This is a genomic window from Arthrobacter bambusae (assembly GCF_022606295.1).
Taxonomy (GTDB): domain Bacteria; phylum Actinomycetota; class Actinomycetes; order Actinomycetales; family Micrococcaceae; genus Arthrobacter; species Arthrobacter bambusae_A.
Window position 1 is genome coordinate 52559 of the sequence record NZ_JAHHZS010000019.1, and the last position, 20838, is coordinate 73396.

Annotated in this window: 17 protein-coding genes and 1 riboswitch; of the genes, 4 read left to right on the forward strand and 13 right to left on the reverse strand. The window is 65.4% G+C overall.

The annotated features are described in order from the left end of the window. The first annotated feature begins 32 nt into the window (after positions 1-32). Entirely contained in the window at positions 33-710 is a 678-nt protein-coding gene (locus KNN17_RS14155; RefSeq protein ID WP_241709672.1) for an HAD-IA family hydrolase, read from the forward strand. Here the strand turns inward: KNN17_RS14155 and KNN17_RS14160 are convergent. The 13 genes from KNN17_RS14160 to KNN17_RS14220 all read right to left on the reverse strand — a co-directional run bounded on the left by KNN17_RS14160 (position 645) and on the right by KNN17_RS14220 (position 17493). After that, positions 645-1712, reverse strand: coding sequence for a LacI family DNA-binding transcriptional regulator (locus KNN17_RS14160; RefSeq protein WP_241709673.1), 1068 nt, complete (start codon positions 1710-1712; stop codon positions 645-647). The genes KNN17_RS14155 and KNN17_RS14160 overlap by 66 nt on opposite strands. Further along, positions 1709-2986: a neutral/alkaline non-lysosomal ceramidase N-terminal domain-containing protein gene (locus KNN17_RS14165; protein ID WP_241709674.1), complete on the reverse strand. Its 1278-nt coding sequence runs from the start codon at positions 2984-2986 to the stop codon at positions 1709-1711. The genes KNN17_RS14160 and KNN17_RS14165 overlap by 4 nt, the downstream gene beginning before the upstream one ends. Beyond that, positions 2983-4146: an N-acetylglucosamine-6-phosphate deacetylase gene (locus tag KNN17_RS14170; protein ID WP_241709675.1), complete on the reverse strand. Its 1164-nt coding sequence runs from the start codon at positions 4144-4146 to the stop codon at positions 2983-2985. The genes KNN17_RS14165 and KNN17_RS14170 overlap by 4 nt, the downstream gene beginning before the upstream one ends. Further along, positions 4143-4907 (reverse strand): sugar isomerase domain-containing protein, encoded by a 765-nt coding sequence (locus KNN17_RS14175; RefSeq protein WP_241709676.1) that lies wholly within the window; start codon positions 4905-4907, stop codon positions 4143-4145. Before KNN17_RS14175 ends, KNN17_RS14170 begins: the two co-directional genes overlap by 4 nt. Continuing rightward, positions 4904-5653 carry a 6-phosphogluconolactonase gene (locus tag KNN17_RS14180; protein WP_241709677.1) on the reverse strand — a complete coding sequence of 250 codons (750 nt, stop codon included), beginning with the start codon at positions 5651-5653 and terminating at the stop codon, positions 4904-4906. Before KNN17_RS14180 ends, KNN17_RS14175 begins: the two co-directional genes overlap by 4 nt. Beyond that, positions 5650-6915 carry an AGE family epimerase/isomerase gene (locus KNN17_RS14185; RefSeq protein ID WP_241709678.1) on the reverse strand — a complete coding sequence of 422 codons (1266 nt, stop codon included), beginning with the start codon at positions 6913-6915 and terminating at the stop codon, positions 5650-5652. The genes KNN17_RS14180 and KNN17_RS14185 overlap by 4 nt, the downstream gene beginning before the upstream one ends. Further along, on the reverse strand, positions 6912-8444 hold the full coding sequence (locus tag KNN17_RS14190; RefSeq protein ID WP_241709679.1) for a sodium:solute symporter family protein: 1533 nt from the start codon (positions 8442-8444) through the stop codon (positions 6912-6914). Before KNN17_RS14190 ends, KNN17_RS14185 begins: the two co-directional genes overlap by 4 nt. Positions 8445-8568: 124 nt before the next feature. Next, on the reverse strand, positions 8569-10611 hold the full coding sequence (locus KNN17_RS14195) for an ArnT family glycosyltransferase (RefSeq protein WP_241709680.1): 2043 nt from the start codon (positions 10609-10611) through the stop codon (positions 8569-8571). 6 nt (positions 10612-10617) lie between these two features. Beyond that, positions 10618-12654, reverse strand: coding sequence for an ArnT family glycosyltransferase (locus tag KNN17_RS14200; RefSeq protein ID WP_241709681.1), 2037 nt, complete (start codon positions 12652-12654; stop codon positions 10618-10620). Further along, complete coding sequence (locus tag KNN17_RS14205; protein WP_241709682.1) at positions 12651-14039, reverse strand: glycosyltransferase; 1389 nt, start codon at positions 14037-14039, stop codon at positions 12651-12653. Before KNN17_RS14205 ends, KNN17_RS14200 begins: the two co-directional genes overlap by 4 nt. A gap of 161 nt (positions 14040-14200) precedes the next feature. Beyond that, the gene (locus KNN17_RS14210) at positions 14201-14842 is read right to left on the reverse strand and encodes a hypothetical protein (protein WP_308196813.1); all 642 of its coding nucleotides are present in this window, start codon (positions 14840-14842) and stop codon (positions 14201-14203) included. 83 nt (positions 14843-14925) lie between these two features. Continuing rightward, a riboswitch (cyclic di-AMP (ydaO/yuaA leader) is annotated at positions 14926-15098 on the reverse strand. 163 nt (positions 15099-15261) lie between these two features. After that, entirely contained in the window at positions 15262-16740 is a 1479-nt protein-coding gene (locus KNN17_RS14215; RefSeq protein ID WP_241709684.1) for a sensor histidine kinase, read from the reverse strand. Between the two features lie 12 nt (positions 16741-16752). Beyond that, complete coding sequence (locus tag KNN17_RS14220) at positions 16753-17493, reverse strand: response regulator transcription factor (protein ID WP_078106594.1); 741 nt, start codon at positions 17491-17493, stop codon at positions 16753-16755. Positions 17494-17735: 242 nt separating this feature from the next. Between KNN17_RS14220 and KNN17_RS14225 the strand changes: the two genes are divergently transcribed. The 3 genes from KNN17_RS14225 to KNN17_RS14235 all read left to right on the forward strand — a co-directional run bounded on the left by KNN17_RS14225 (position 17736) and on the right by KNN17_RS14235 (position 20553). Beyond that, positions 17736-18593, forward strand: coding sequence for a hypothetical protein (locus KNN17_RS14225; RefSeq protein WP_241709705.1), 858 nt, complete (start codon positions 17736-17738; stop codon positions 18591-18593). A gap of 155 nt (positions 18594-18748) precedes the next feature. Beyond that, positions 18749-19567, forward strand: a complete 819-nt coding sequence (locus KNN17_RS14230; RefSeq protein WP_241709685.1) for an alpha/beta fold hydrolase — start codon at positions 18749-18751, stop codon at positions 19565-19567. After that, positions 19564-20553: a diguanylate cyclase domain-containing protein gene (locus KNN17_RS14235; RefSeq protein WP_241709686.1), complete on the forward strand. Its 990-nt coding sequence runs from the start codon at positions 19564-19566 to the stop codon at positions 20551-20553. Before KNN17_RS14230 ends, KNN17_RS14235 begins: the two co-directional genes overlap by 4 nt. Positions 20554-20838 lie beyond the last annotated feature (285 nt).

Sequence of the window (20838 nt, forward strand, 5' to 3'; positions counted from 1 at the left end):
CGCGGACGGGTTTCAGCAGGCAGGATGGAGGTATGAACCTGCCTGCTGAAGCCGTGAAAACCCTGACCGTCCGGGCCGTCCTCTTCGACATGGACGGCACCTTGGTGGACTCCACCGCGATCGTGGAGCAGGTGTGGAGCGAATTCGCGGGGCGGTACGGACTGGACATCGACGAGATCCTGCGGACGTCGCACGGGGTCCAGGCCAAGGACACGGTGCGCCGCTTCGCCCCGGCCGGAGCAGACATCGACGCTCTCGCGGAGGAACTCGGCCAGATGGAACGGACCCGGACCGACGGGATCGTGGCGTTGCCCGGTGCCGCGGAACTGCTGCGGTCCTTGCCTGCCGACGCCGTCGCCATGGTCACCTCGGCCGATCGGATCCTCGCCGGGGTGCGCATGAAAGCGGCCGGACTCGAGATGCCTGCGACCGCTGTCACCTCCGAGGCCGTGACCCGCGGCAAGCCCGATCCGGAAGGCTACCTCACGGCAGCCGCGTTGCTGGGTGCCGAGCCGGCCGACGTCGTCGTGTTCGAAGATGCGCCGGCGGGCATCGCCGCAGCCCGTGCGGCCGGCATGCGGACCGTGGTGGTGGGCGACGCCGGTGGCGAGGCGGCGGATGGACTGTGGCAGATCGCGGATTACTCAGCTGTCACTGCCGTGGCCAGCCTGGACGATTCGGGGCGATGGGCGATCGAGCTCCGGTTCTAGCGTCAGCGGGCTGGATGTAGGCCGGACCGCTCCCGTTGTTCCCCGGAGGACAAGGGTTCCTTCGAAGATGATCCTCGCTCCGGTCAGGCTGGTTGAGCCTGGATTCTCGGAGAGGGCAGCGACGGCGCGCCGGGCCGCGGCGCCGACATTGACCGCGATCGTGGAAAGGGCAGGAAAGGTCGTGGTCGCGAGGGTGTCGTCGCATCCGATGACGCTCAAGTCCTTCGGGACGTCCACGCCCGCGGCCGCGAATCCGCCCATCAGGCCGTGCGCGATGACGTCGTCGAAAGCGATGACTGCCGTGACTCCGGATGCTGCCACCGAATCGCTGAGCGCCTTCGCGGCTTCGTAGGTGCCCGGATCCGCACTGAAATGCGTGACCTCGAGGGCGTGGACCTTCGAGAAGTTGTCCACAGCCGAGCGGCGCTGCTTGTTTGCCCATGATTGCGGAGGACCGCCGACGTAGGCCACGCGGCGGTGGCCGAGCTCCGACAGGTGGGTCAGCGCGGAGCGGATGGCTGCCGCGGTGTCCAGCAGTACCCGGTAGGTCTCCGGAACATCGCGGTTGATGAAGGCCACCCTCTGGGAATCGGCGATTTGCCGGATGCGGGCCGAGGCGAGCCGGGATGAAACGACGATCAGCCCTTCAACCTGGGGAGCCATCCGTGAGATGAGACGGTCTTCCCGAAGGGGATCTTCATCAGTGTCCGCCAAGAACACGGAGAGTCCGAGATCGCTTGCGTAGTTTTGGGCCGCCCGGACCAGCGGAGGGAAGAACGGGTTGGCGATGTCCGGCACGATGAGTCCGATCGCCCCGGCACGTCCCGTCGAAAGGGCGCGCGCGTGATGGTTCGGTACATAGCCTGCGGCTTCCGCAGCTTTTTGTACCAGGGCCACGGTCTCCGGTTTGAGCAGGTTTGGCCGGGTAAAGGCCCTCGACACGGTTGAGGGGGCGATTCCGAGTTCGGCCGCCAATTGCGTGATGGTTGGACGGCCCGTCATTGGAGCTCACCCGTGAGTTCCAAAGCGGCCTGGACCAAGGCTTCGGCACTGCCAGGGGAAAAGGGGGCGGGCATGCCGTAATAGCGGTGTGCGTCCTCCACTTCGTATCCTCCGAAGTCATACTCGTCGGCGGTCGGAAAGTACCCCGGGCAGCCGTTGGTGTAGCCAGTGACCATGACGGGACCGTCCACCTCGGAGGCGATGGCGTCCGTTGTGGCCAGGAATGGTTCTCCCGGTAATCCTACGAGGGCCAGGCCTTGCCAGTTGAAGACGCTCACTGCTGCACGCCAGGACATGTCCTCTTCGGGCCTCCGGTCCATGGCCCACTGCCTCCACGCGTCGAGAAGGGATCGCCTGCCGGGATCCGCCGAGACCGCTTCGGCCTCCCACTGCCGGCTCAACTCCGCGGGGGAATCGGCGTCGCGCGAAGTCATTGTGAGGCTGATGGCCCTCCGGGCCACGGAGGTCTTCCTTGAATCGAAGACCGGCAATAGCGGGGTCTCCACTACGGATGCCGCCACATGTTCTCCGATCTTGCGCGCCTGCTCCATCGTCCTGCCGGCGGAGCCGGAAAGCGAGTACGACGCGTCGGCGCGATGGCCTGAATTGATGTCCCCGGCGGTCCCGGGCAGGAAAAGGGCCACTGAGCCCGGGGAACGTTCCTCTAGGACGTTCCTGGTGAACGCGGGATAATCGCCGCTGATGAGGCGGTTTTCCGGGCCTAGGACCACGGGGTGGCAGGGATAGAGCACGATCCAGGCAAGCACTTGTCCGGCTTCGTCGTTGAACGTGGCAACTTGGAGGGGTGGATCCACGGCGCGTTCGGGATGGCGTCGGTTCCTCGCAACATCCACTCCGCGCGATTCGCCGTAGTGCAGGGTCGCCGGCTGCTGGGAGTCCACGGCGGCCTCCGCGGCCTCGCGGCAAGCCAAGACGATTTCCTCCAGGAGGCCCGGGTCATGGCCCCCGAGCCGGCCCGGAATGACGCACGGACCTGCGTGGGTATGCGTTGCGGTGATCGCGACGCGATCCGGCACAAAGGGCAAACCGTGTGCGATGCGGGTGCATGTGTCCTCATGGAGGCCGCACACATCCACGGTGATCAAGCAGGTGTCTTCCACGGCCAACGCCCGGACGGTCAGGGGGTCGTGGACGCCGGTGCTCGGTTCCGTCCTCGCCGCGAAGCCGGCCATTGGCGTACCCGCGGGCGGCGAGATCCCGACGACGGCGGCGCCCACCCGCATGGTGGCCTGCCCGGCTTGGGTGGCACTCATTCCGGTCCGCCAGATACTTTCCGGCCGGACTGGAATACGGCGGTGATGGTTCCCGCTTCGGGTCCTTCTCCGGTGATCAGGACGAAATCCGCCGGGGAACCGACTCGAAGGTGGCCGAGCCCCGGACGGGTCCCCGGGATCACCCGGGCGGGAGTGGAAGTCACCATTTTGAGGGCTTCCGGAAGCTCCAGGCCGACGTTGCGGATCACGTTTTGGAAACCGTCCGGCAGGGTGGCGGCGGCCCCCGCGAGCAGATCCGTGCCCACGTGGGAGAGCCGGCCGCCCGGGGCAAGATCCACCAGGCCACCCACGGAAGTACGGTGCCGGCCAGGCTGGCTGCCGGCCAGCGCGGTGCTGTCCGAGACCAGATAGGCGCGTTCGGGGGTCTTTGCCCGGATCATGACTTTCAACGTGTCACTGGGCAAGTGATGCCCGTCCGCTATGAGTCCTGCCGTGAGGCGGTCGTCCGCCAGTTGAGTCCACAAGGCATTGGGGTGCCTGGGCAGGGTGGTGGCGATGCCATTGCCCAGATGGGTGGCCAGCCCGGCTCCCGCGTTGATGGCAGCCGTGATTTGTTCGGGGCTTGCGTGCGTGTGTCCGATGGCCACTTCGACGCCGAGTTCGCGGATTTGGGCGATCTGGGCCGGGGCGTCAGGGGTATGCGGCGAGACGGTGACGATGCCGACCATGCCGCTTGCGCGAAGCCAGCGCCGGACCTCCTGGACGTCCAAGGGGCGGACGAAATCGGCGTCGTGGACCCCCCTGGGACCGTCCTGGTCCGAGATGAACGGGCCCTCGACATGGATGCAGGGGATGGCTGCGCGGGTGGCTGGGTCAATGTCGCATGCCCGCTTGATCTGTTCGAGCGCGCCGGTGATTGCCTCTTCCGTGGCAGTCACAATGGTGGGCACCCACGTGGTGACGCCCAGCTTCGCCAGCTCTGTGCTCATGTCGATGATGGTTTGCGGCGTGACATCAGCGGCGTTGACATCCAGTCCGCCGTATCCGTTGACCTGGCCATCGATAAATCCAGGTGCGATGACGGGCAGCCCTTGGTCGGGGTCGATCTCCCGCACCGACAGGATGGTCGTGTCGTAGGCGATTTCGATGTTGATCCCCCGGTGGGGGTCTTTGCCCACAATCGTTTTGGGGTGTGTCACAGCTTGTGTACCCGTCCTTTGAAACGTGAAATGAACTGCTGATTGGCTGCGTCCCCGCCCGGCGCATTTCCCGATCTCCACAATGGCGGCTCAATCCCCATTTCGTTCAGCTTGCTGATGGTGGACATCATGAGCCAGTTCAGGGTGAAGGCGTTGGCGAACGTGGACACGGCGGCCGTTTTCTCCTTTGTCCCGGGGACCTTCATGACGGCGTCTCCGATGGGAACCTTCGTGTCGATGTGATGGTCGACGACGTCGTGCAGGTTCAGTTTTTGCGGATGCCTTGCAGGGTGGTCACCGGCTGTTTCCCCTGCATGCTCGCGCGAGGAAACGCCAATGGTCTTGACCGATAGTTCGCGTGCCGTCAGGGCCGCATCGATGAGTGCGCTGTTGATCCCGTACGCGTTGACCAGGATGAGGACGTCTCCTGGTCCAAGGCCCGCGTCCTGGATGACGATCCGGCCGTAACCCGGAGTCCGTTCCATGGCCATTGAGCGGAGGGCGCCGTTGGAGAGCAAGGTCCCTTCGTCCAAAATGGCGGAGACGTGCATCAATCCGCCTGCCCGGAAGAACACTTCCTGGCTTGCCAGGTTTGAATGACCGCCCGGTCCGTAGATGTGTACCAGTTCGTCCTCGGCCACCCGGGCCGCGAGAATGGCGGCGGCGATGTTGATGTTTTCGGCTTCTTCCCAGCGGATTCGCGCGAGGAGCTCGGTGATTTTCCCGAGGTAGTCCTCCGAGAGCTGTTCATTTGCGTTCATCGGGGATCCGATTCGGCGTCGAGGTAGATGGTGACGTTGGGGTGCGTGCGCAGCGCGGTACCGGGATGGTTTCCGCTGATCGGCTGGTTCAGGGTGTTCTGGACGGCCATCTTTTTGGCACTCCCGGGAACGGAAGCGATGATTTCTGAGGCGTGCAGCAAGCGCGGGATGGAGACGGTGATGGCGCGCTGCGGAACGTCGTCGAAACCAGGGAAATGCCCTTCGTCAACCTGTTGCTGGCGGCTTACCTGATCGAGGGTAATGACGCGTGCGGGCAGCGGGTCGGCAAGGTCGGCCGGGGGATCGTTGAAGGCAAGATGACCATTGACTCCCAGTCCCAGCAGGACCAGGTCAAAGGGGTCTTGGCCCATCAGCGTGCCGTAGCGTCCTGCCTCTTCTTCGGCGGGATTCTCCGGGTTGATGCGGTGAAAGGTAGTAGGCGGCAGCCGGCTGAAGAACGTGCGCTCCAGCCAGTTTCCGAAACCTTGGGGTGCGTCGGCCGGCAGGGCCAGGTAGTCGTCCATATGGAAACACGTCAGCCGGCTCCAATCGATCCCGGGCTCCTGGGCAAGCGCCAGAAGCGTTGCCTCCTGGCTGGGAGCTGCCGCCAGCATCAGCCGGACCTCATGCTGGTTCCGTAGCGCCCTGCGCAGGGTTTCCGCTGCGTGCGCGCCGGCGTGTTTCCCCAAGGCGGCCCGGTCGGGGTGTGCGGAAACGGCCGGGCTGTATGTGGTAAGTGCTGTCACGTGTGAGTCCTTCGGGTTTCTAATTCGGTGGTCAGGAGGAGTGATCGGGCTATATGGAAGGGGTCCTTGACGGGCAGTGCCACGACTTTGTCGAGGGGTTTCCCTTCGCGGTCGCGTATTTGCAGCCACTCCTGGCCGGAAGGGTCGGGAAATGTGTCGAGGGTGTAGGACCAGATCCGCTCATGCCAGTCCAGGAGCTCGGGACGCACGAAACGTTCTGCGAGCAGCCTGCTCGCGTAGAGGGCCTCAACCTGGACCCACCACAGCTTGGTGTCCCAGGTCTGGGTCACCAAGGTCTCGTAAGGGTCGTTGCCAAGGAGCCTGCCCCGCGGTTCTGTTCCTGTGCTGTCGACGTACCGGAAGATGCCGCCGTGCTGGTCATCCCAGCCGGCTTCCAGCGCCCGGACAGCGAGGTCCGGTAGCCAGTCCGGAATACGAGGTGCGAGGTCAGGCATGATCTCGACGGCTTCCATGACCATCCAGAGCATCTCCAGCAGGTGGCCGGGGGTTCGGTGGCGGGCCAGAAGGGTGTCGAGGTCATCGGCGCTGTCCGGCCGGTATTCCCACCAGGAGCCGGCCTTCCACATGCCTTCGGAGTTTGCGTCGCCGAGGAGCCGGGAAAGCGCGGCGCCGGCTGTTTGAGCGCTTTCGGCCGAGCCGCTGGCCAAATGCAGCTGGGCGCCCACATTCAGCAGCAGCATCAGCCCGGCCGCGTCCTTGAATCCGGCCCGGACGGGGTAAGGCTCGGACGGAGCGCTCCGGGCCTCGATCCTTTCTTCGGCGTGGGCGAGAAGTGCATGGGCTGAGTGCAGCCACTCTTCACGTTCGCGGGCCGCCGCTTGGGGGAGCCTGGCGGCACCCGCCAGGCCCAGGGCCGCAAAGAGGTCAGCCAGGACGCTGACGGCGATCTCCCCGTGCGGCCCGGACGGCAAGGGCTGCCCCGCAGCCGATGTGCGGTATGCGGTCACACCGCCGTCCAGGATGGCGTGTGCCTGGATGAACCTGGCCGTTTCAATCGACAAGGTGGCCCATAACCGGGGGTCTTCCCCGATGATTCCGGCCTCGCTGTCCAACGCAATCCTTGAACAGAGCCAAGCCCAGCGGCCTTGGGACCACGTATATTTTTCGTTCGAGAGCAATCGCCCCGAGTTGGAAAAGCACGTGAAAACTCCGCCGTCTTTCCTGTCGATTCCATTCTCGAGCCACCAAGGGAGGACGCCCTTGAGCAGCTGATCCCGTATTTCGGACGCCGTTGTGCTCATGCCACGGTGCTTTCAACGGGAAGCGAGGTGGCCGGCTCGAGGTCCCGGTCCAGGGACTCGACAAGGGCGTCGGATGCCTCATTGTGCCAGGGGCGCAACCAGCCGAAGACGCAATAGACGATAGCAGAGGCTACAACGGGGGCGGCCACGTTGATGGTCTGCGCACTTGCCGTGCCCAGGCTCGCGATGGGAGCAGCCAGGGCATACTTCGCGAGCGCGAAAACGATCAGACCGGTGGCCCACGAGAACAAGGCCGCCGAGGGGCCGCAACGACGGAACGGCCGCAACATCCCCAGCAACATGGGAACGGCGATTGGACCAACCAAGGCACCGAACCAGAGGATGATCAGGCCCAAAACACCCCCGAATGAATCCGCGCTCAGGGCAATGACCATCGACAATCCGATGAACAGGAACGTGGAAATCCGGCCTCCCAGCAGTTCCGCACGCGACGTCAGGGGCTGCCGTGAACCGCGCAGCGCGGGGATGATGTCGCGGATGACGACGGCGGAAATCGCGTTGGCGTCCGAAGAGGTCATGGCCATGGTATGGGAGAACATTCCGGCAACAACCAGGCCTACCAGGCCGGCAGGCAGCAGTTGCTGGGTGAGGAGCGCATAGGCCTGATCGGGGTGCGCCAGGTTGGGCAGGATCAGAGGCGCGGCCCACATGGGGAAGAAGAGCACCAATGGCCACACTAGATAGAGTGCGCCGGAAAGCAGGACTGATTTGCGGGCCGCTGAGCCGGAAGGGGCGGCAATGAAGCGCTGGGCCAGATTCCAGGTACCTCCGTTGTAGGAAATAGTGCTGATCAGGCAGTAAGCAAGGAAGAATCCGATGGTGTAGTCGCCGGCGAATGGCTGCGAATGGGAGGCCGGCAGACGGGACCAGATCCCGGCGATCGAGGAAACGCCCCCGAGCTTGGCCATGGCGAAGATGAGCATCGCGACGCCCGCTACGGACTGGATGATGAATTGGCCCACATCCGTCAAGGCGTCAGCCCACAAGCCACCAACGGTCGAGTAGATGAGCGTGACCCCGCCGACAATCAGGATGCCAACGGCAATCGGAACCCCGGCGAACACGTTCAGGAGGATTGCGCTGGCCGCCCACTTGGCCGCAACATCGAACACTTTCAGGGCGGCACCGGACCAGGCCAGTACTTGCTGCGCGGGCAGGTTGTAGCGCGTGGCCAGGTATTCGAGCGGGGAGATGATGCCCAGGCGCTGCCTTAGGCGCGGCCAGCGCGGGGCGAAAAAGACGGAGCCGATGATGCAGGCGATGGTGATGGTGAGCGCCCACCAGACATACAGTGCGAAGCCGGTGGTGTAGGCGATGGCGGCGTAGGCAACGAAGACGGCTGCCGAATAGCCGGACATGTGGTGGGAAATCCCTGCCAGCCACCACGGCATCTTCCCACCAGCTGTGAAGAAGTCCGCGGCGTTTTTCACTCGGCTCTTGGCCCACCAGCCGATCCCTATCATGACGACGAAGTAGGCCCCTAAAACGAGCCAGTCGGCGAAATACATACATCCTCCTTGATGCAACGAAAGCTTGGAAACGGGATCTGCAGTGGCGTCCACTTTTCTCTGCAAACGTTTGCAAAACAAGGGTCTTTTTGAAAGTTTTCCTGCGGGTGCTTCAGCTCAGGATTCAGCCCGCCAGCGGGTACACCGTGGTTCCGCCGATGGACTGTGCCTGGAAGTTCGCCGCCACCCATTGCGCGATCTGGGCAGGCGCTTCGGATCCGCTGCTGCCCTGCATGGTGCCGCCGGCGATGAAGTAGTGGATCTTGCCCTGTGCCACGAGCTGCTGGAACTGCTGGAGCGTGGGGGACGGGTCCGTGCCGTTGAAGCCGCCCACCGCCATGACGGGCAGTTCGGTGGCCAGCTGGTAGCCGGCGGCATTGTTGGAGCCAACCACGGCGGCCGCCCACGTGTAGTTCGAGGCGCCGGACTTCAGCGTGGCAACCATTTCCGACGACGGCGTGGTGGCGCCGAGCAGGCCGCCCATGCCGCCGCCCTGCCGGTTCCCTCCGAAGCCGCCGCCCTGGATGCCAGACGGCTGGAGGGCTTGCGGGGGAGTGTTCTGGGCTGCGTTGTTCTGGCCGGATTGCCCGAAACCGTTTTGCCCGAAGCCGCCCCGGCCTCCAAAGCCGCCGAAGCCACCGAACGTAGTCGCGGGCCCGGCGCTGGGGATGGCGCCGCTGTGCGTCACGGAGGCGGTGGAGATGGAGTACGCCAAAGGCCCGGCGAGGGAGGCCGCGAGGGCGAGCGCCGCCGTCGTGCGCTGAAGGATGCGGGAGGTGAAGCGTCCCGAAAGGACCAGCCCGGCTGCGGCTGCGAGGGCGCCGAACAGCACTGCCCAGCGCAGCAACGGACCATAGGCCGTGGTGCTGCCCAGGAGCTCGAAGGCCGTGAATCCCGCGGCGGCCACTGCGACTGCGAGCATGACCGAGGCGACAAGTTGCGCACGGTGCTGCCACAAAAGCGCGCCGCCCAGGCCTGCGAGCCCGGCGATTCCAGGGGCCAGCGCTACCGCGTAGTAGGGGTGGATGATGCCCGCCATGAAGCTGAATACCAGCCCGGTGACCAGCACCCACGAACCCCACACGATCACTGAGGCGCGCACGGCATCCGTGCGCGGGGCACGGCGGCCCAGCCACAGCAGGCCGGCCCCGAGGACCAGCACCGAGGGCAGCAACCACGCGATCTGGCCGCCGAACTCGCTGTTGAACATCCGGAACAGCCCGGGAACGCCCCAGCCGTTGCCGCCCCCGACGCTGCCTGTCTCCTGGCCGCTCAGCCTGCCGAAGCCGTTGTATCCGAGGGTCAGTTCCAGGATGGAGTTGTTCTGGGACCCGCCGATGAACGGCCGCATGTTCGCCGGAACGAGTTCGACGACTGCGAGCCACCAGCCGGCCGAGACCACCATGGCCGCTCCCGCGCCAAGGAGCCGAAGCAGGCGGCGGCCCACTCCACCCGGCGCGGCAACCACGTACGCCACGGCAAACCCGGGAACCACCAACAGGACCTGGAGCTGCTTTGTCAGGAAACCGAAGCCCAGGAGCACCCCGGCCAGCAGGAGCCAACGCAGTTTGTTGTCCTGGATGGACCGCAGCGTGGCGTAGCCGGCGGCCGTCATGAGCAGCACCAGCAGGGCGTCCGGGTTGTTGAACCGGAACATGAGGGTGGCAACCGGGGTGATGGCCATGACGACGGCGGCCAGCAGCCCGGCCCGGTGGGCGATCCGTGGATCGCCGGTGGCGGGGGCCGCAGCCCGCCGGACTGCGAGATACAGCAGCCATGCCGTGGCAACGCCCATGAGCGCCTCGGGAACCAGGATGCTCCAGGAGCTCAGTCCGAAGATCCGCACCGAGAGGTCCATGATCCACAGTGACGCCGGCGGCTTGTCCACGGTGATGGAGTTCGCGGCGTCGGACGATCCGAAGAACCACGCGGTCCAGTTCTGCGAACCGGCTTGGGCCGCTGCGGAGTAGAACGGATTGGCCCAGCCGGAAGCGCCGAGGTTCCAGAGATACAGGACCGCCGTTGCGAGGAGCACGATGCCGAGCTCCACTCGGTGCCGCAGGGCGTGGGGAACGGGCGGTTCCAGCGGTGTCGGCTCTACGGAACTCGACGGCGGAACCAGCTGGCCCGGCGTGGAACCTGTATCTGTGGAATAGGACGTGGTCATCGGAATCTACTTTGTCAGCTTGTAGACGGTGGAGTTGCCCACCGTCTGGGCTTGGAAGTTGGCCTGTACCCAGGAGGCTACCTCGGAATTGCCGCTTTGGCCTCCGAATCCGCCGCCGCCACCCATGCCGCCACCCTCGATGTAGTAGCCGATCTGTCCCTTGGCCACCATGTCCTGGAACTGTGCCAGCGTGGGGTAGGGATCGCCGCCGTTCCAGCCACCGAGTGCGATCACGTTGGTGTTCGTGGCGAGCTCAAGGCTTGCGGCCTGTGTGGCGCCGGAGACGCTCGCCGACCACTTCGTGGTGGTGGACGACAGCAGCGCGGTCAGTCCGGCGTCGGCCGTTCCCTCGGACCCGGGGCCTCCTGCCTGACCTGCGCCACCGGCTGCGCCGAACCCTCCAGCGCGGTTTCCGAAGCCGCCCGTGGCGGAGCCGGCGGGACCCGACGTCGGGATGGACCCGGAATGCGCGGTAGCCGCCGTCGCGAGCGTCCACGCTGCGGTTCCGAGGCCGCCGGCCAGAAGGGAAACGACGACGACGGCCGCGGCCGCTGCGCTCCGGAACCGGCCCGCGGGCCGCAGTGAGTCGAGGCGGAGCAGGATTGCCGCGGCCGCCACCACGCCCAGGACCACGATCACGATGCGCAGCCACGGAAGCCAGGATGCGTCGCGGCCGAGGAGAACCGCGGACCACGCTGAACTGCCGAGGACTACCACCGCCAGGACGATCCTGGCCGGCCAATACCCGCGGCCGCGCCACAGCTCAACGCTGCCAATGCCCACCAGGGCGGCGATTGCCGGTGCGAGGGCTACCGCGTAGTAGGGGTGGACGATGCCGCTCATGAAGCTGAACACGCCCGCCGTGACCAGAAGCCAGCCGCCCCACAGGATGAGGGCGGCACGGGTACGGGAGGCCCGCGCTTCCCGGCGGGTGAACCACAGGCCGGCTGCCAGAAGAATCAGCGCAGCAGGCAGAAGCCAGGAGACCTCCGCACCGAAGCTCGTGCCGAACATGCGGGTGATCCCGGCCGCCCCGCCGAAGCCGGTGTTGCCGCCGCCGCCGAATGCGCCGAGGCCGCCCCCGGCGGGGCCGCCGCCTCCACCGGGCGTGCCCTCGCCCGAGCCGGTGATGCGGGACAGCCCGTTGTAACCAAAAGTCAGCTCAAGGAAGCTGTTGGTTTGCGAACCTGCCATGTACGGCCGTGCCGAAACCGGAGTCAGTTGGAAGAGGGCGATATAACTGCCAGCCACTACGGCGATACCGCCCACTGCGCCGAGCAGGTGCAGCAAGCGCCGCCGCAACGGGATAGGGGCGGCCCAGAGATATGCGAGTCCGAGGCCCGGAACAATCAGGAATCCCTGCAGCATCTTTCCCAGGAAAGCGAGTCCCACGACGGCGCCGGCTGCGGCGAGCCACTTCCAGCCCGCGCGTTCGATGGCACGGGTCGTGAAGTACGCGGCCAGGACCAGGCAGAGGGTCAGCATGGCGTCGGGATTGTTGAAGCGGAACATGAGCGCCGCCACCGGCGTCAGGGCCAAGGCGCCGCCCGCCAACAAGCCCGCGCCCGGTCCGGTAACCCGCTTGACGGTCAAATAGAGGAAGCCGACGGCGGCAACGCCCATCAGTGCCTCGGGAACCAGCATGCTCAAGGGCGAGAAGCCGAAGATCCGGCCCGCCAAAGCGGGGATCCACAAAGAGGCCGGGGGCTTGTCCACCGTGATGGCGTTGCCGGCGTCGAGGGAACCGAAGAGGAACGCCGTCCAGTCCTTGGTGCCGGCCTGGATGGCCGCGGCGTAGAAGGAGTTTCCGTAGCCGGTGGCCGCGAGGTTCCAGAGATACAGGAACGCGGTGGCGACGAGGAGCCCGGCGGCGGACGGCCGCACCCAGCGGGGCTGCCGTCCAAAGGCGTATCGGGTCCAACGGGGCGCGGCATCGGGGATCGACGGGCCGGCCGGGTGAGGCGGTGCGTCGGCAGTCCCGGCGGCGGCAGGAACCACTGAACCGGCGGGTCCCGTGCTTGCGGGAGTAATCGTGGAGGTCATGATGCTGCCGTTTCTGTGCGCGTTGTGGCTTGTGTGGTGGGTGCAGGCGCCTGCGCGGCTGGCTGCCGGAAGACCCAAAGTCGGAACAAGAGGAAGCGGACTGCAGTGGCTGCGAGGTTCGCCGCGACCACGGTGAGGAGCTCGCCCCAGCGGTCGGGCGACGTCGTACCGTGCACCACAGCGAGTGCCCCGGAAGTGAGGGCGAGGCCGATGCCGAAAACGATCAAACCCTCGAAGTGGTGCCGGACCGGATTGCCGCCCTGGATGCCGAAGGTGAAGCGCCGGTTGGCGCCGGTGTTGGCGATGGCCGTGGCGAGCAGCGCCAGGAAGTTGGCCAGCTGCGGGTCCATGAAGCCGCGGCAGAACAGGAAGATGAGCACGTAGGCCAGGGTGGAGGCAGCGCCGATCGCGGCGAACCGGACCAGTTGCCCGAAAAGGCTGCTGCGCGGGCTCTGCTCGGCAATGCGCGACGACGCCGGAAGCGGCCCGCGTGCCAGCGCTGCGCGCAGTTCCGGAACGGGGATGCGGCCCGAGACGAGATCCCGGGTCAGCCGGACCATGCCGCGAATGTCTGCCAGGGCAGTGCGCACCACGTCGACGCTGGAATTGGGATCGTCGATCCAGTCAACGGGAACCTCGTGCACGCGGAGCCCGCAGCGTTCGGCGACCACCAGGAGTTCAGTGTCGAAGAACCACGAGTTGTCCATGGTGTGGGGGAGGAGCTGCTGGGCGACATCTGCCCGGATCGCCTTGAAGCCGCACTGCGCATCGCTGAAACGGGCGCCCATGAACGAGTGCAGCATCAGGTTGTAGCTGCGCGAAATGAACTCGCGCTTGGGGCCGCGGACAACCCTTGAGTTCCGCGTCAGGCGCGTGCCGATGGCGAGGTCCGAGTGGCCGGAGATCAGCGGTGCCAGAAGGGGCGCCAGAGCGGCGAGGTCCGTGGACAGATCCACGTCCATGTAAGCGAGAACCGGGGACGGCGATGCAAGCCACACCTTGCGAAGGGCGTTGCCGCGTCCCTTCTCCTCAAGATGGACAACAGCGAGTTCGGGCAGCTCCCTCGCCACGCGTTCAGCGATTTTCAAGGTGCCGTCCGTGCTCGCGTTGTCCGCCACGGTGATGCGGAAGCCGTGCGGGAACGTCTCGCGCAAGTGGCCGTGAAGCCGGCGCAGGCACTCCTCAAGGTCGCGTTCCTCGTTGAAGACCGGGATCGTGACATCGAGCACGGGGATGGCGGTGTGGGTGTCCACGGGGGCGCGTCGCACCGTGCTGCGCTGGAGGGGAGCGTTGGGCTGGAGGGGAGCGTTGGGCTGGAGGGGAAGGCCCGGCGGCACCACCGCGGGGTCCTTCAGGGTACCGGAGGTGGATTCGATGAGCGTCATGTATCCAGAGTGCGGCTGCCGATTATGAGGGCTTTAGGCGGAACCTGTGATATGGCTGTGGATCTCCGACCGGCATGGCGACTCGCATGTGTGGCCACTAGGCGCAGAGGTCCGCCCCCGGAAGGGACGGACCCCTGCGTTCTTTGTGCGTGGCTCCTGGCTTAGTACCAGTTGTTCGCGAGGTGGAAGGACCACGCCGCGGACGGCGATCCGTAGCGTTCCTTGATGTAGTTCAGGCCCCAGCGGATCTGCGTCTGGTAGTTGGTCTGCCAATCGGCGCCCTCGGATGCCATTTTCGCGCCCGGCAGCGACTGCCCGATTCCGTAAGCGCCGCTGGAGGCGTTGGTGGCAGTCGTGCGCCAATCCGATTCCTTGTTCCACAAGGTGATCAGTGCGGACATCTCGCCCTGACCCCAACCGTAGGAGGGCAGGAGGCTAGCGGCATAGGCCTGGGCCCCGGCGGGATCGTCGAGGGCAACAGGTGCGGCCGGGGCTGCAGGCGCGGCCGGAGCGGCGGGAGCGGCAGCCTGGGGCGCGACGGCGGCCGGAGCCGGGGCGGCTGCCCGGCTCGGAACCGGCGTGGCGCTCGGCTTGGCGCTCGCGCTCGCCGACGGCGTGGCGGTGGCCAATGGAGTGGCTGAGTGACTAACCGCGCGGGAATCCGACGAACGGCTCATGTCCTGGGCATTGATGGCTTGTCCGGCGGCCTGGCTTGCAGCACCGGCACCGAGGAACACGGCGACGACGCCGGCAACAACTGCCATGCGCTGGCCGGTGCCGAGGTTTGAAGCGACTCGCCTCAACGTAGAACGTGACTTGTTTCTCCGGGCCGGTTCGCCGCGGTGGCGCGCAACAGAGCGCGACTGATTCCTGGAATCAGACATGGTGATTGCCTCTCGACGCCTGCGGAGTTAGCTGTCGGATTCGGATGAGGTCATCCGGCCGTGGCCACTGGGAATCGTGGCGGTGCGGCTTCACCCCTAGGGCTGGCTCAACATGAGCGCTTGCCCGGAGACCTGGGTCCCCCGTCTCTGCCTGGACTGTTGGCACCGGGGAGGGGCAGAGCTCGGCGCCTACCCGGCGGCGGCCGGAATGATCCGGCGCACCTATTCGACGGTACAGGAGGATCCGGCTTAAGTCACATTTGGGTAACGGAGATCACGACGCCGGTGCGTCGACTTGCGCTCGCCGCGCACCGGCGTCGTCATTTTGTGGACGGCCTTCAGGCCGTGGCGGTCCTCAGCGCCGGAAGCCGCACCGCAAACTCCGTCCGGCCCGGCCGCGATGCCACTTCGACAGTACCGCCATGCGCCTGAACGATGGATTCCACGATCGACAAGCCGAGCCCGGACGTGCCCTCGGAACCGGAGCGGGCGGCGTCGGCACGGGCAAAGCGCGAGAAAATCCTGCCCTGGAAATCCGGCGGGATGCCCGGCCCGTTATCCGTCACGGTCACCACGGCGCTGCCATCGGCGGAACGCATGACGCCGGTGACCACGGTGGTACCCGCCTCCGTGTGCTTGCGGGCGTTGGAGAGCAGATTTGCCAAGACCTGGTGGAGCTGAGTGGTGTCGCCGCGGACCGTGATGGGCTCATCCGGGAGCTTGAGCTGCCAGATGTGTTCGGGGGCCATGACTTTCTCGTCGCTGACGGTTTCGACCACCAACTGCGTGAGGTCCACATCGGTGAACTCCGGGGCCTTGCCTTCGTCAAGCCGGGCCAGCAGAAGGAGGTCCTCCACGAGGGTGGTCATGCGTTCGGACTGGCTTTGCACCCGGCCCAGTGATTTGCGGCCGTCCTCGGTGAACGTCTCGGTCATGCGCAAGAGCTCTGTGTAGCCGCGGATGGCCGTCAGCGGAGTGCGTAGTTCGTGTGACGCGTCGGCCACGAACTGGCGCACTTTCGTTTCGCTTTGCTGGCGCGCCTCGAGGGCGCTCGAGACGTTGTCCAGCATGAGGTTCAATGCATGGCCCACGCTTCCCACCTCTGTGCCCGGGTGGGCCGCCGACGCCGGAACGCGCACCGCGAGTGCCACCTCACCGGCGTCGAGCGGAAGTTTCGATACCTTCGTGGCGACGTCGGAAAGTTGCTCCAGAGGGCGCATGGTACGGCGGATCAGGACGGTTCCGGCCAGCCCGATCAGGATCAGCCCGCCCAAGGACACCAGCACCATGGTCCACACGAGCGAGGCCTCGGTGTCTTCTTTCGAGGCAAGCGGCAGCCCCGTGATGACCACATCGCCATAGGGGGTTTCGGCGGCTACCAGCCGGTAGCCGCCATTGGAGAGGGTGCGATCAACCGGACGGCCATCGGAGGGGAGCGCCAACAGTATTCCGGCATCGCTGGGCGACAACGGAGTACGGGTGGCATCCGAGGAGAGGAACCCGGCATCGCTGCTCACCTGGCCGCCAAGGATTCGCGCGTTCAAGGTGCCGATGCTCTGGCCCCGGGGATCCAGGGGGTCCGGACGGCCGCCGGGGTTGCCTTGCGGCGGGCGCCCGTGCGACGCCTGCATCAATTGCTGGTCCAGTTGCTTCGTGAGGAACACGTCCATGGAGGCATAGCTGACCACCCCGACTGCGCCGCAGATGGCCACGAGGAGCGCCATGGAGAGGAGGATCAAGCGGGTGCGCAAGTGCCAGGTTGAGGGATTGAACCAGCTGTGGTCGGTTTGGCGGGGGATACCCGAGAGTGCGGACATTCGACGCCCCGGCTATTCGGCAGGCTTGATGACGTAGCCGGCTCCGCGCACCGTGTGGATCATGGGCGGATGGTTGGCCTCGATCTTCTTGCGAAGGTATGAGATGTAAAGCTCCACGATGTTGGCCTGGCCGCCGAAATCGTAATCCCACACGCGGTCCAGGATCTGGGCCTTGCTAACCACGCGCTTGGGATTTTCCATGAGGTAGCGCAGGAGTTCGAACTGGGTCGCGGTGAGCGGGATGTCTTCGCCGCCGCGGGTGACTTCACGGGTGTCAACGTTCAAGGTCAGGTCGCCTACCACCAGCTCGGCCGTGTCCATCGCAGCCACCCCCGAGCGCTGGACCAAGCGGTGCAGGCGCAGGAGGACTTCCTCCATGCTGAAGGGCTTGGTGACATAATCGTCGCCGCCCGCGGCCAACCCCACGATCCGGTCCTGCACGTCATCCTTGGCGGTGAGGAAAAGCGCAGGAACCTCGGGCGCAAAGGCGCGGATCCTGCCCAGCAGCTCAACGCCGTCGAACCCTGGAAGCATCACATCCAGCACCAGGACGTCCGGACGGAAGTCCTTGGCGAGCTTCACTGCGGCCGGACCGTCGCCGGCCACTGCGACCGACCAGCCCGCCATGCGCAGGCCCATGCTCATGAGCTCGGCGAGGCTGGGTTCGTCGTCCACCACGAGGGCCCGGATGGGAGAACCGTCCGGGTGGCTGAGCTGCGGAAGGTTGTTGGTCATGGAGTGCGAGGATGCCATGGGACAACTCTCCAATCTGCCGGTTTGCCGGTGCTTAGCCGTTGCTGTGAGCACCCTGTGAGTCCCAGCCTAGCCACCTGTCCAAAGGTTGCGCGGGTTCCCCCAGCAGAATCCGACACAACACCGCTGCAGGTCACAGGGAAGCCTTCAGTTCGACACAGCCAACGCACAGCAACGCGACTGACGCTGATTGGGACAAGAACAACCGCGACCAAAGAGTCTCGACTTCGATGGAGAACATCATGGATCAGCAAAACAACCCCTCCGTACCTGGTTCCGAGCCGGAGAACGGGCACCCGCAGCCAGTGATCCGCCCCGTTGATGAGTCCGGGCAGCCCGGCGCCGGTTGGGGTGCTCCGCAGCAGCCGGTGAACCAGCAGCCTGCCGCTGGTTGGGGTGCTCCGCAGCAGGCGGTGAACCAGCAGCCTGCCGCCGGTTGGGGTGCTCCGCAGCAGCCGGTGAACCAGCAGCCTGCCGCCGGTTGGGGTGGTCCGCAGCAATACAACGCTGGACAGCCCCGACCTTCGTTTTTCAAGAATTGGAGCCTGAAGAAGGGCCTCATTGTCGGCGGCGTCGCGGTGGTGGTCGCTGCGGCGGCAGGAGCCGGCGCATATGCCGCCGGTAACGGGACCGCGGTGGCTGACACTACCAACGCGCAGGGTCCGGGTGCCGGGCAGAACGGGCAGGGCGGATTCGGCGGCCCCGGCGGCACGAACGCAGGCCCGGGTGGGCTCGGGGTGGGCATGGGCGGCCTGAACGCAGCGGTCCACTCGGAATACGTTGTCCTCCAGAACGGCAGCTACGTCACCATGGCGGGCCAGCTGGGAACAGTCACCGACATCTCGGCGAGCTCCATGACGGTCAAGAGCGAAGACGGGTTCACGAAAACCTATGTGCTGGGATCGGACGTCGTGGTAGCTCAAGGTATGCGGCAACGCGGAAGCGGGACCACCGGCACCACCCTGACCCTCGCCGATGTGAAGTCCGGATCCAGCGTGCGGGTCACTGCGCTCAAGGATTCCGACAAGTACACGGCCCAGTCCATCCAGATCGTGACTGCCACCGCGTCAACCAGCCAAGGAACCGGGACCACCAACTAACCCGCAGTTGATGTCGTTATCGGCCCCCAAAACGACATCTAATGCGAGTCAGTTGGGTACGATGACAAGGGCCGGCGGACGGGGGTTCACGGACGAGCCCGGCGCGGAAATGCGGAAGGGGTCAGGCCGATAGCCGAGGAGAGTTGAGGGTACCCATGACCGCGTCGATGGTTGAGCGGCACAATGTCACGGTCTTGGGGGCCACGGACGGCCAGGTCCTGATGTTCGCGCACGGTTTTGGCACGGACCAGAAGATGTGGGACCGGATTCTCCCGTTCCTGACGGAGCAATACCGCGTAGTTCTCTTCGACCACATGGGCTCGGGGGGATCCGACCAGGCATTTTATGATTCGTCCCGCTACTCGAGCCTTGACGCCTACGTTGCCGACCTCCTGGAGATCTGCGCCGAGCTGGACCTGGGGGGCGTGACGCTGATCGGCCACAGCGTCGGAGCCATGATGGCCATTGCCGCGGCCACGGCCGACCAGCAGTCGCGCATCGCCCGGCTCGTGCTCGTGACAGCTTCGCCCAGCTATATGAACCACCCCGACGACGGCTACTTCGGCGGCTATTCCAGTGATGAGCTGGACGAGCTCTTTGAATCCTTGGACGCCAACTACCTTGTCTGGGCCGAGGCGATGGCCCCTGTGTTCATGAACGTCCCCTCCTCACCCGAGTTCGGGCGGGAATTGCAGGGCAGCTTCCGTCGGATCAACCCCAGGGTTGCCCGCGATTTTGCCCGCGTCGCTTTCCTCTCCGACGTGCGTCATTTGTTGTCCCGCGTCGAATTGCCTGTGCTCATCCTCCAAAGCACGGACGACGTCGTCACTCCTGAACACATCGGAACCTACCTCCAGGAACGCCTGCCGACAAGCGTCCTCGTCAGGCTTGCCGCGACCGGCCATTTCCCGCAGACAAGCGCCCCGGAGGAAACAGTCAACGCTCTTCTTGACTACCTCGGCACCCCGGTATGACCGACGGGACAGTTGACTATCGGCAGATCTTCGACGCAGCCCCGGCCGGTTACCTGCTCACCCGGCCCGACGGTACCATCGTCGACGCGAACCGGACGATGTACGAGTGGACGGGACGCGGACAGGAAGCGCTGCTGGGGCTGAACCTGCTCTCCCTCTTGCCGGCCGGGGACCGGATCATGTTCCTGACCCACGCCATCCCGGCCATCGAATCCAACGGCTCGGTGAAAGAGCTTGCGGTGGAGATCCTCGCCGCCAACGGCGAAAGGCTGCCGGTATTGCTCGCGGTGTCCCGGACGCGGAAACCCGATGCCTTCGACACGGCTGCCCCCGAACTGAACGTCGTCGTCGTTTTTGGCGTCCACGAGAGGCGCCTTTATGAGCGGGAACTGGCCGCCACGTTGCGCAGGCTCGAAGAATCGGAGTTGGAACGGGCCAAACTCCTTGAAGAGGCCAGGCACCAAGCCACCCACGATGCCTTGACCCATTTGCCGAACCGGACCTTGTTGACGTCGCGCCTCGATGAGGCTTTGGAGCGTGCGGGCAACCACGGCCTGCACGTCGGCCTGTTGTTTTGCGATATCAACCGCTTCAAGGACATCAATGACACCTACGGCCACGCAGTGGGCGACGAGGTCCTCGGCCATGTCGCCGGGCGCCTCGCCGATGCGGTCCGCGGCGTCGACACCGTCGCGCGCTACAGCGGTGACGAATTCGTCATTCTCCTCCCGGCCCTGGAATCACCCGAGGAAATTGCCGTGATCGCCTCCCGCATCCTGAACAGCTTCGATCCGGAGTGCATCGTGGGCGAGTCGCAGCTGCGGGTCGAGCTCGCCGTCGGCCAAGCCGTGACGGCCGCGATGAGGCCAATGCTCCCCGAAGCGCGGGAAGAATTGGCGCGGCAGCTTCTCATGGAGGCCGACGCCGACATGTACCGATCCAAACCAAGGGCTGCGTCGAAGCTGGAAACCAGCCACGCGATGTGAGGTTGAGAAGCCTTGCAAAGGCCCTGACAGGCGATTTGCCAAAAGAATTTTCGATGGAAGCAGATCCAGGATTGGACAAGGGTTGTTTCATATCTCGAGATTCAAGGGCAAGCGCGTGACGTGACTTGAGATTCAGGAAGTGGCAATTCAATCAAATTTTATTCGAGTATTGCGCGCGCAACGGCCAGTGTGGCGAACGAGAATGGGTCACATTTGGACATGTCTGAATTGTGATGTGCGGCACAATAGTCCGATTCGTCTCAAAATGTGGACGTTTCCGCCCTT

Excerpts from the sequence above, each read along its gene's own strand:
- KNN17_RS14155 (WP_241709672.1), top strand. The coding sequence starts at position 33 with ATGAACCTGCCTGCTGAAGCCGTGAAAACCCTGACCGTCCGGGCCGTC.
- KNN17_RS14160 (WP_241709673.1), bottom strand. The coding sequence starts at position 1,712 with ATGACGGGCCGTCCAACCATCACGCAATTGGCGGCCGAACTCGGAATC.
- KNN17_RS14165 (WP_241709674.1), bottom strand. The coding sequence starts at position 2,986 with ATGAGTGCCACCCAAGCCGGGCAGGCCACCATGCGGGTGGGCGCCGCC.
- KNN17_RS14175 (WP_241709676.1), bottom strand. The coding sequence starts at position 4,907 with ATGAACGCAAATGAACAGCTCTCGGAGGACTACCTCGGGAAAATCACC.
- KNN17_RS14185 (WP_241709678.1), bottom strand. The coding sequence starts at position 6,915 with ATGAGCACAACGGCGTCCGAAATACGGGATCAGCTGCTCAAGGGCGTC.
- KNN17_RS14190 (WP_241709679.1), bottom strand. The coding sequence starts at position 8,444 with ATGTATTTCGCCGACTGGCTCGTTTTAGGGGCCTACTTCGTCGTCATG.
- KNN17_RS14195 (WP_241709680.1), bottom strand. The coding sequence starts at position 10,611 with ATGACCACGTCCTATTCCACAGATACAGGTTCCACGCCGGGCCAGCTG.
- KNN17_RS14200 (WP_241709681.1), bottom strand. The coding sequence starts at position 12,654 with ATGACCTCCACGATTACTCCCGCAAGCACGGGACCCGCCGGTTCAGTG.
- KNN17_RS14205 (WP_241709682.1), bottom strand. The coding sequence starts at position 14,039 with ATGACGCTCATCGAATCCACCTCCGGTACCCTGAAGGACCCCGCGGTG.
- KNN17_RS14215 (WP_241709684.1), bottom strand. The coding sequence starts at position 16,740 with ATGTCCGCACTCTCGGGTATCCCCCGCCAAACCGACCACAGCTGGTTC.
- KNN17_RS14220 (WP_078106594.1), bottom strand. The coding sequence starts at position 17,493 with ATGGCATCCTCGCACTCCATGACCAACAACCTTCCGCAGCTCAGCCAC.
- KNN17_RS14225 (WP_241709705.1), top strand. The coding sequence starts at position 17,736 with ATGGATCAGCAAAACAACCCCTCCGTACCTGGTTCCGAGCCGGAGAAC.
- KNN17_RS14230 (WP_241709685.1), top strand. The coding sequence starts at position 18,749 with ATGACCGCGTCGATGGTTGAGCGGCACAATGTCACGGTCTTGGGGGCC.
- KNN17_RS14235 (WP_241709686.1), top strand. The coding sequence starts at position 19,564 with ATGACCGACGGGACAGTTGACTATCGGCAGATCTTCGACGCAGCCCCG.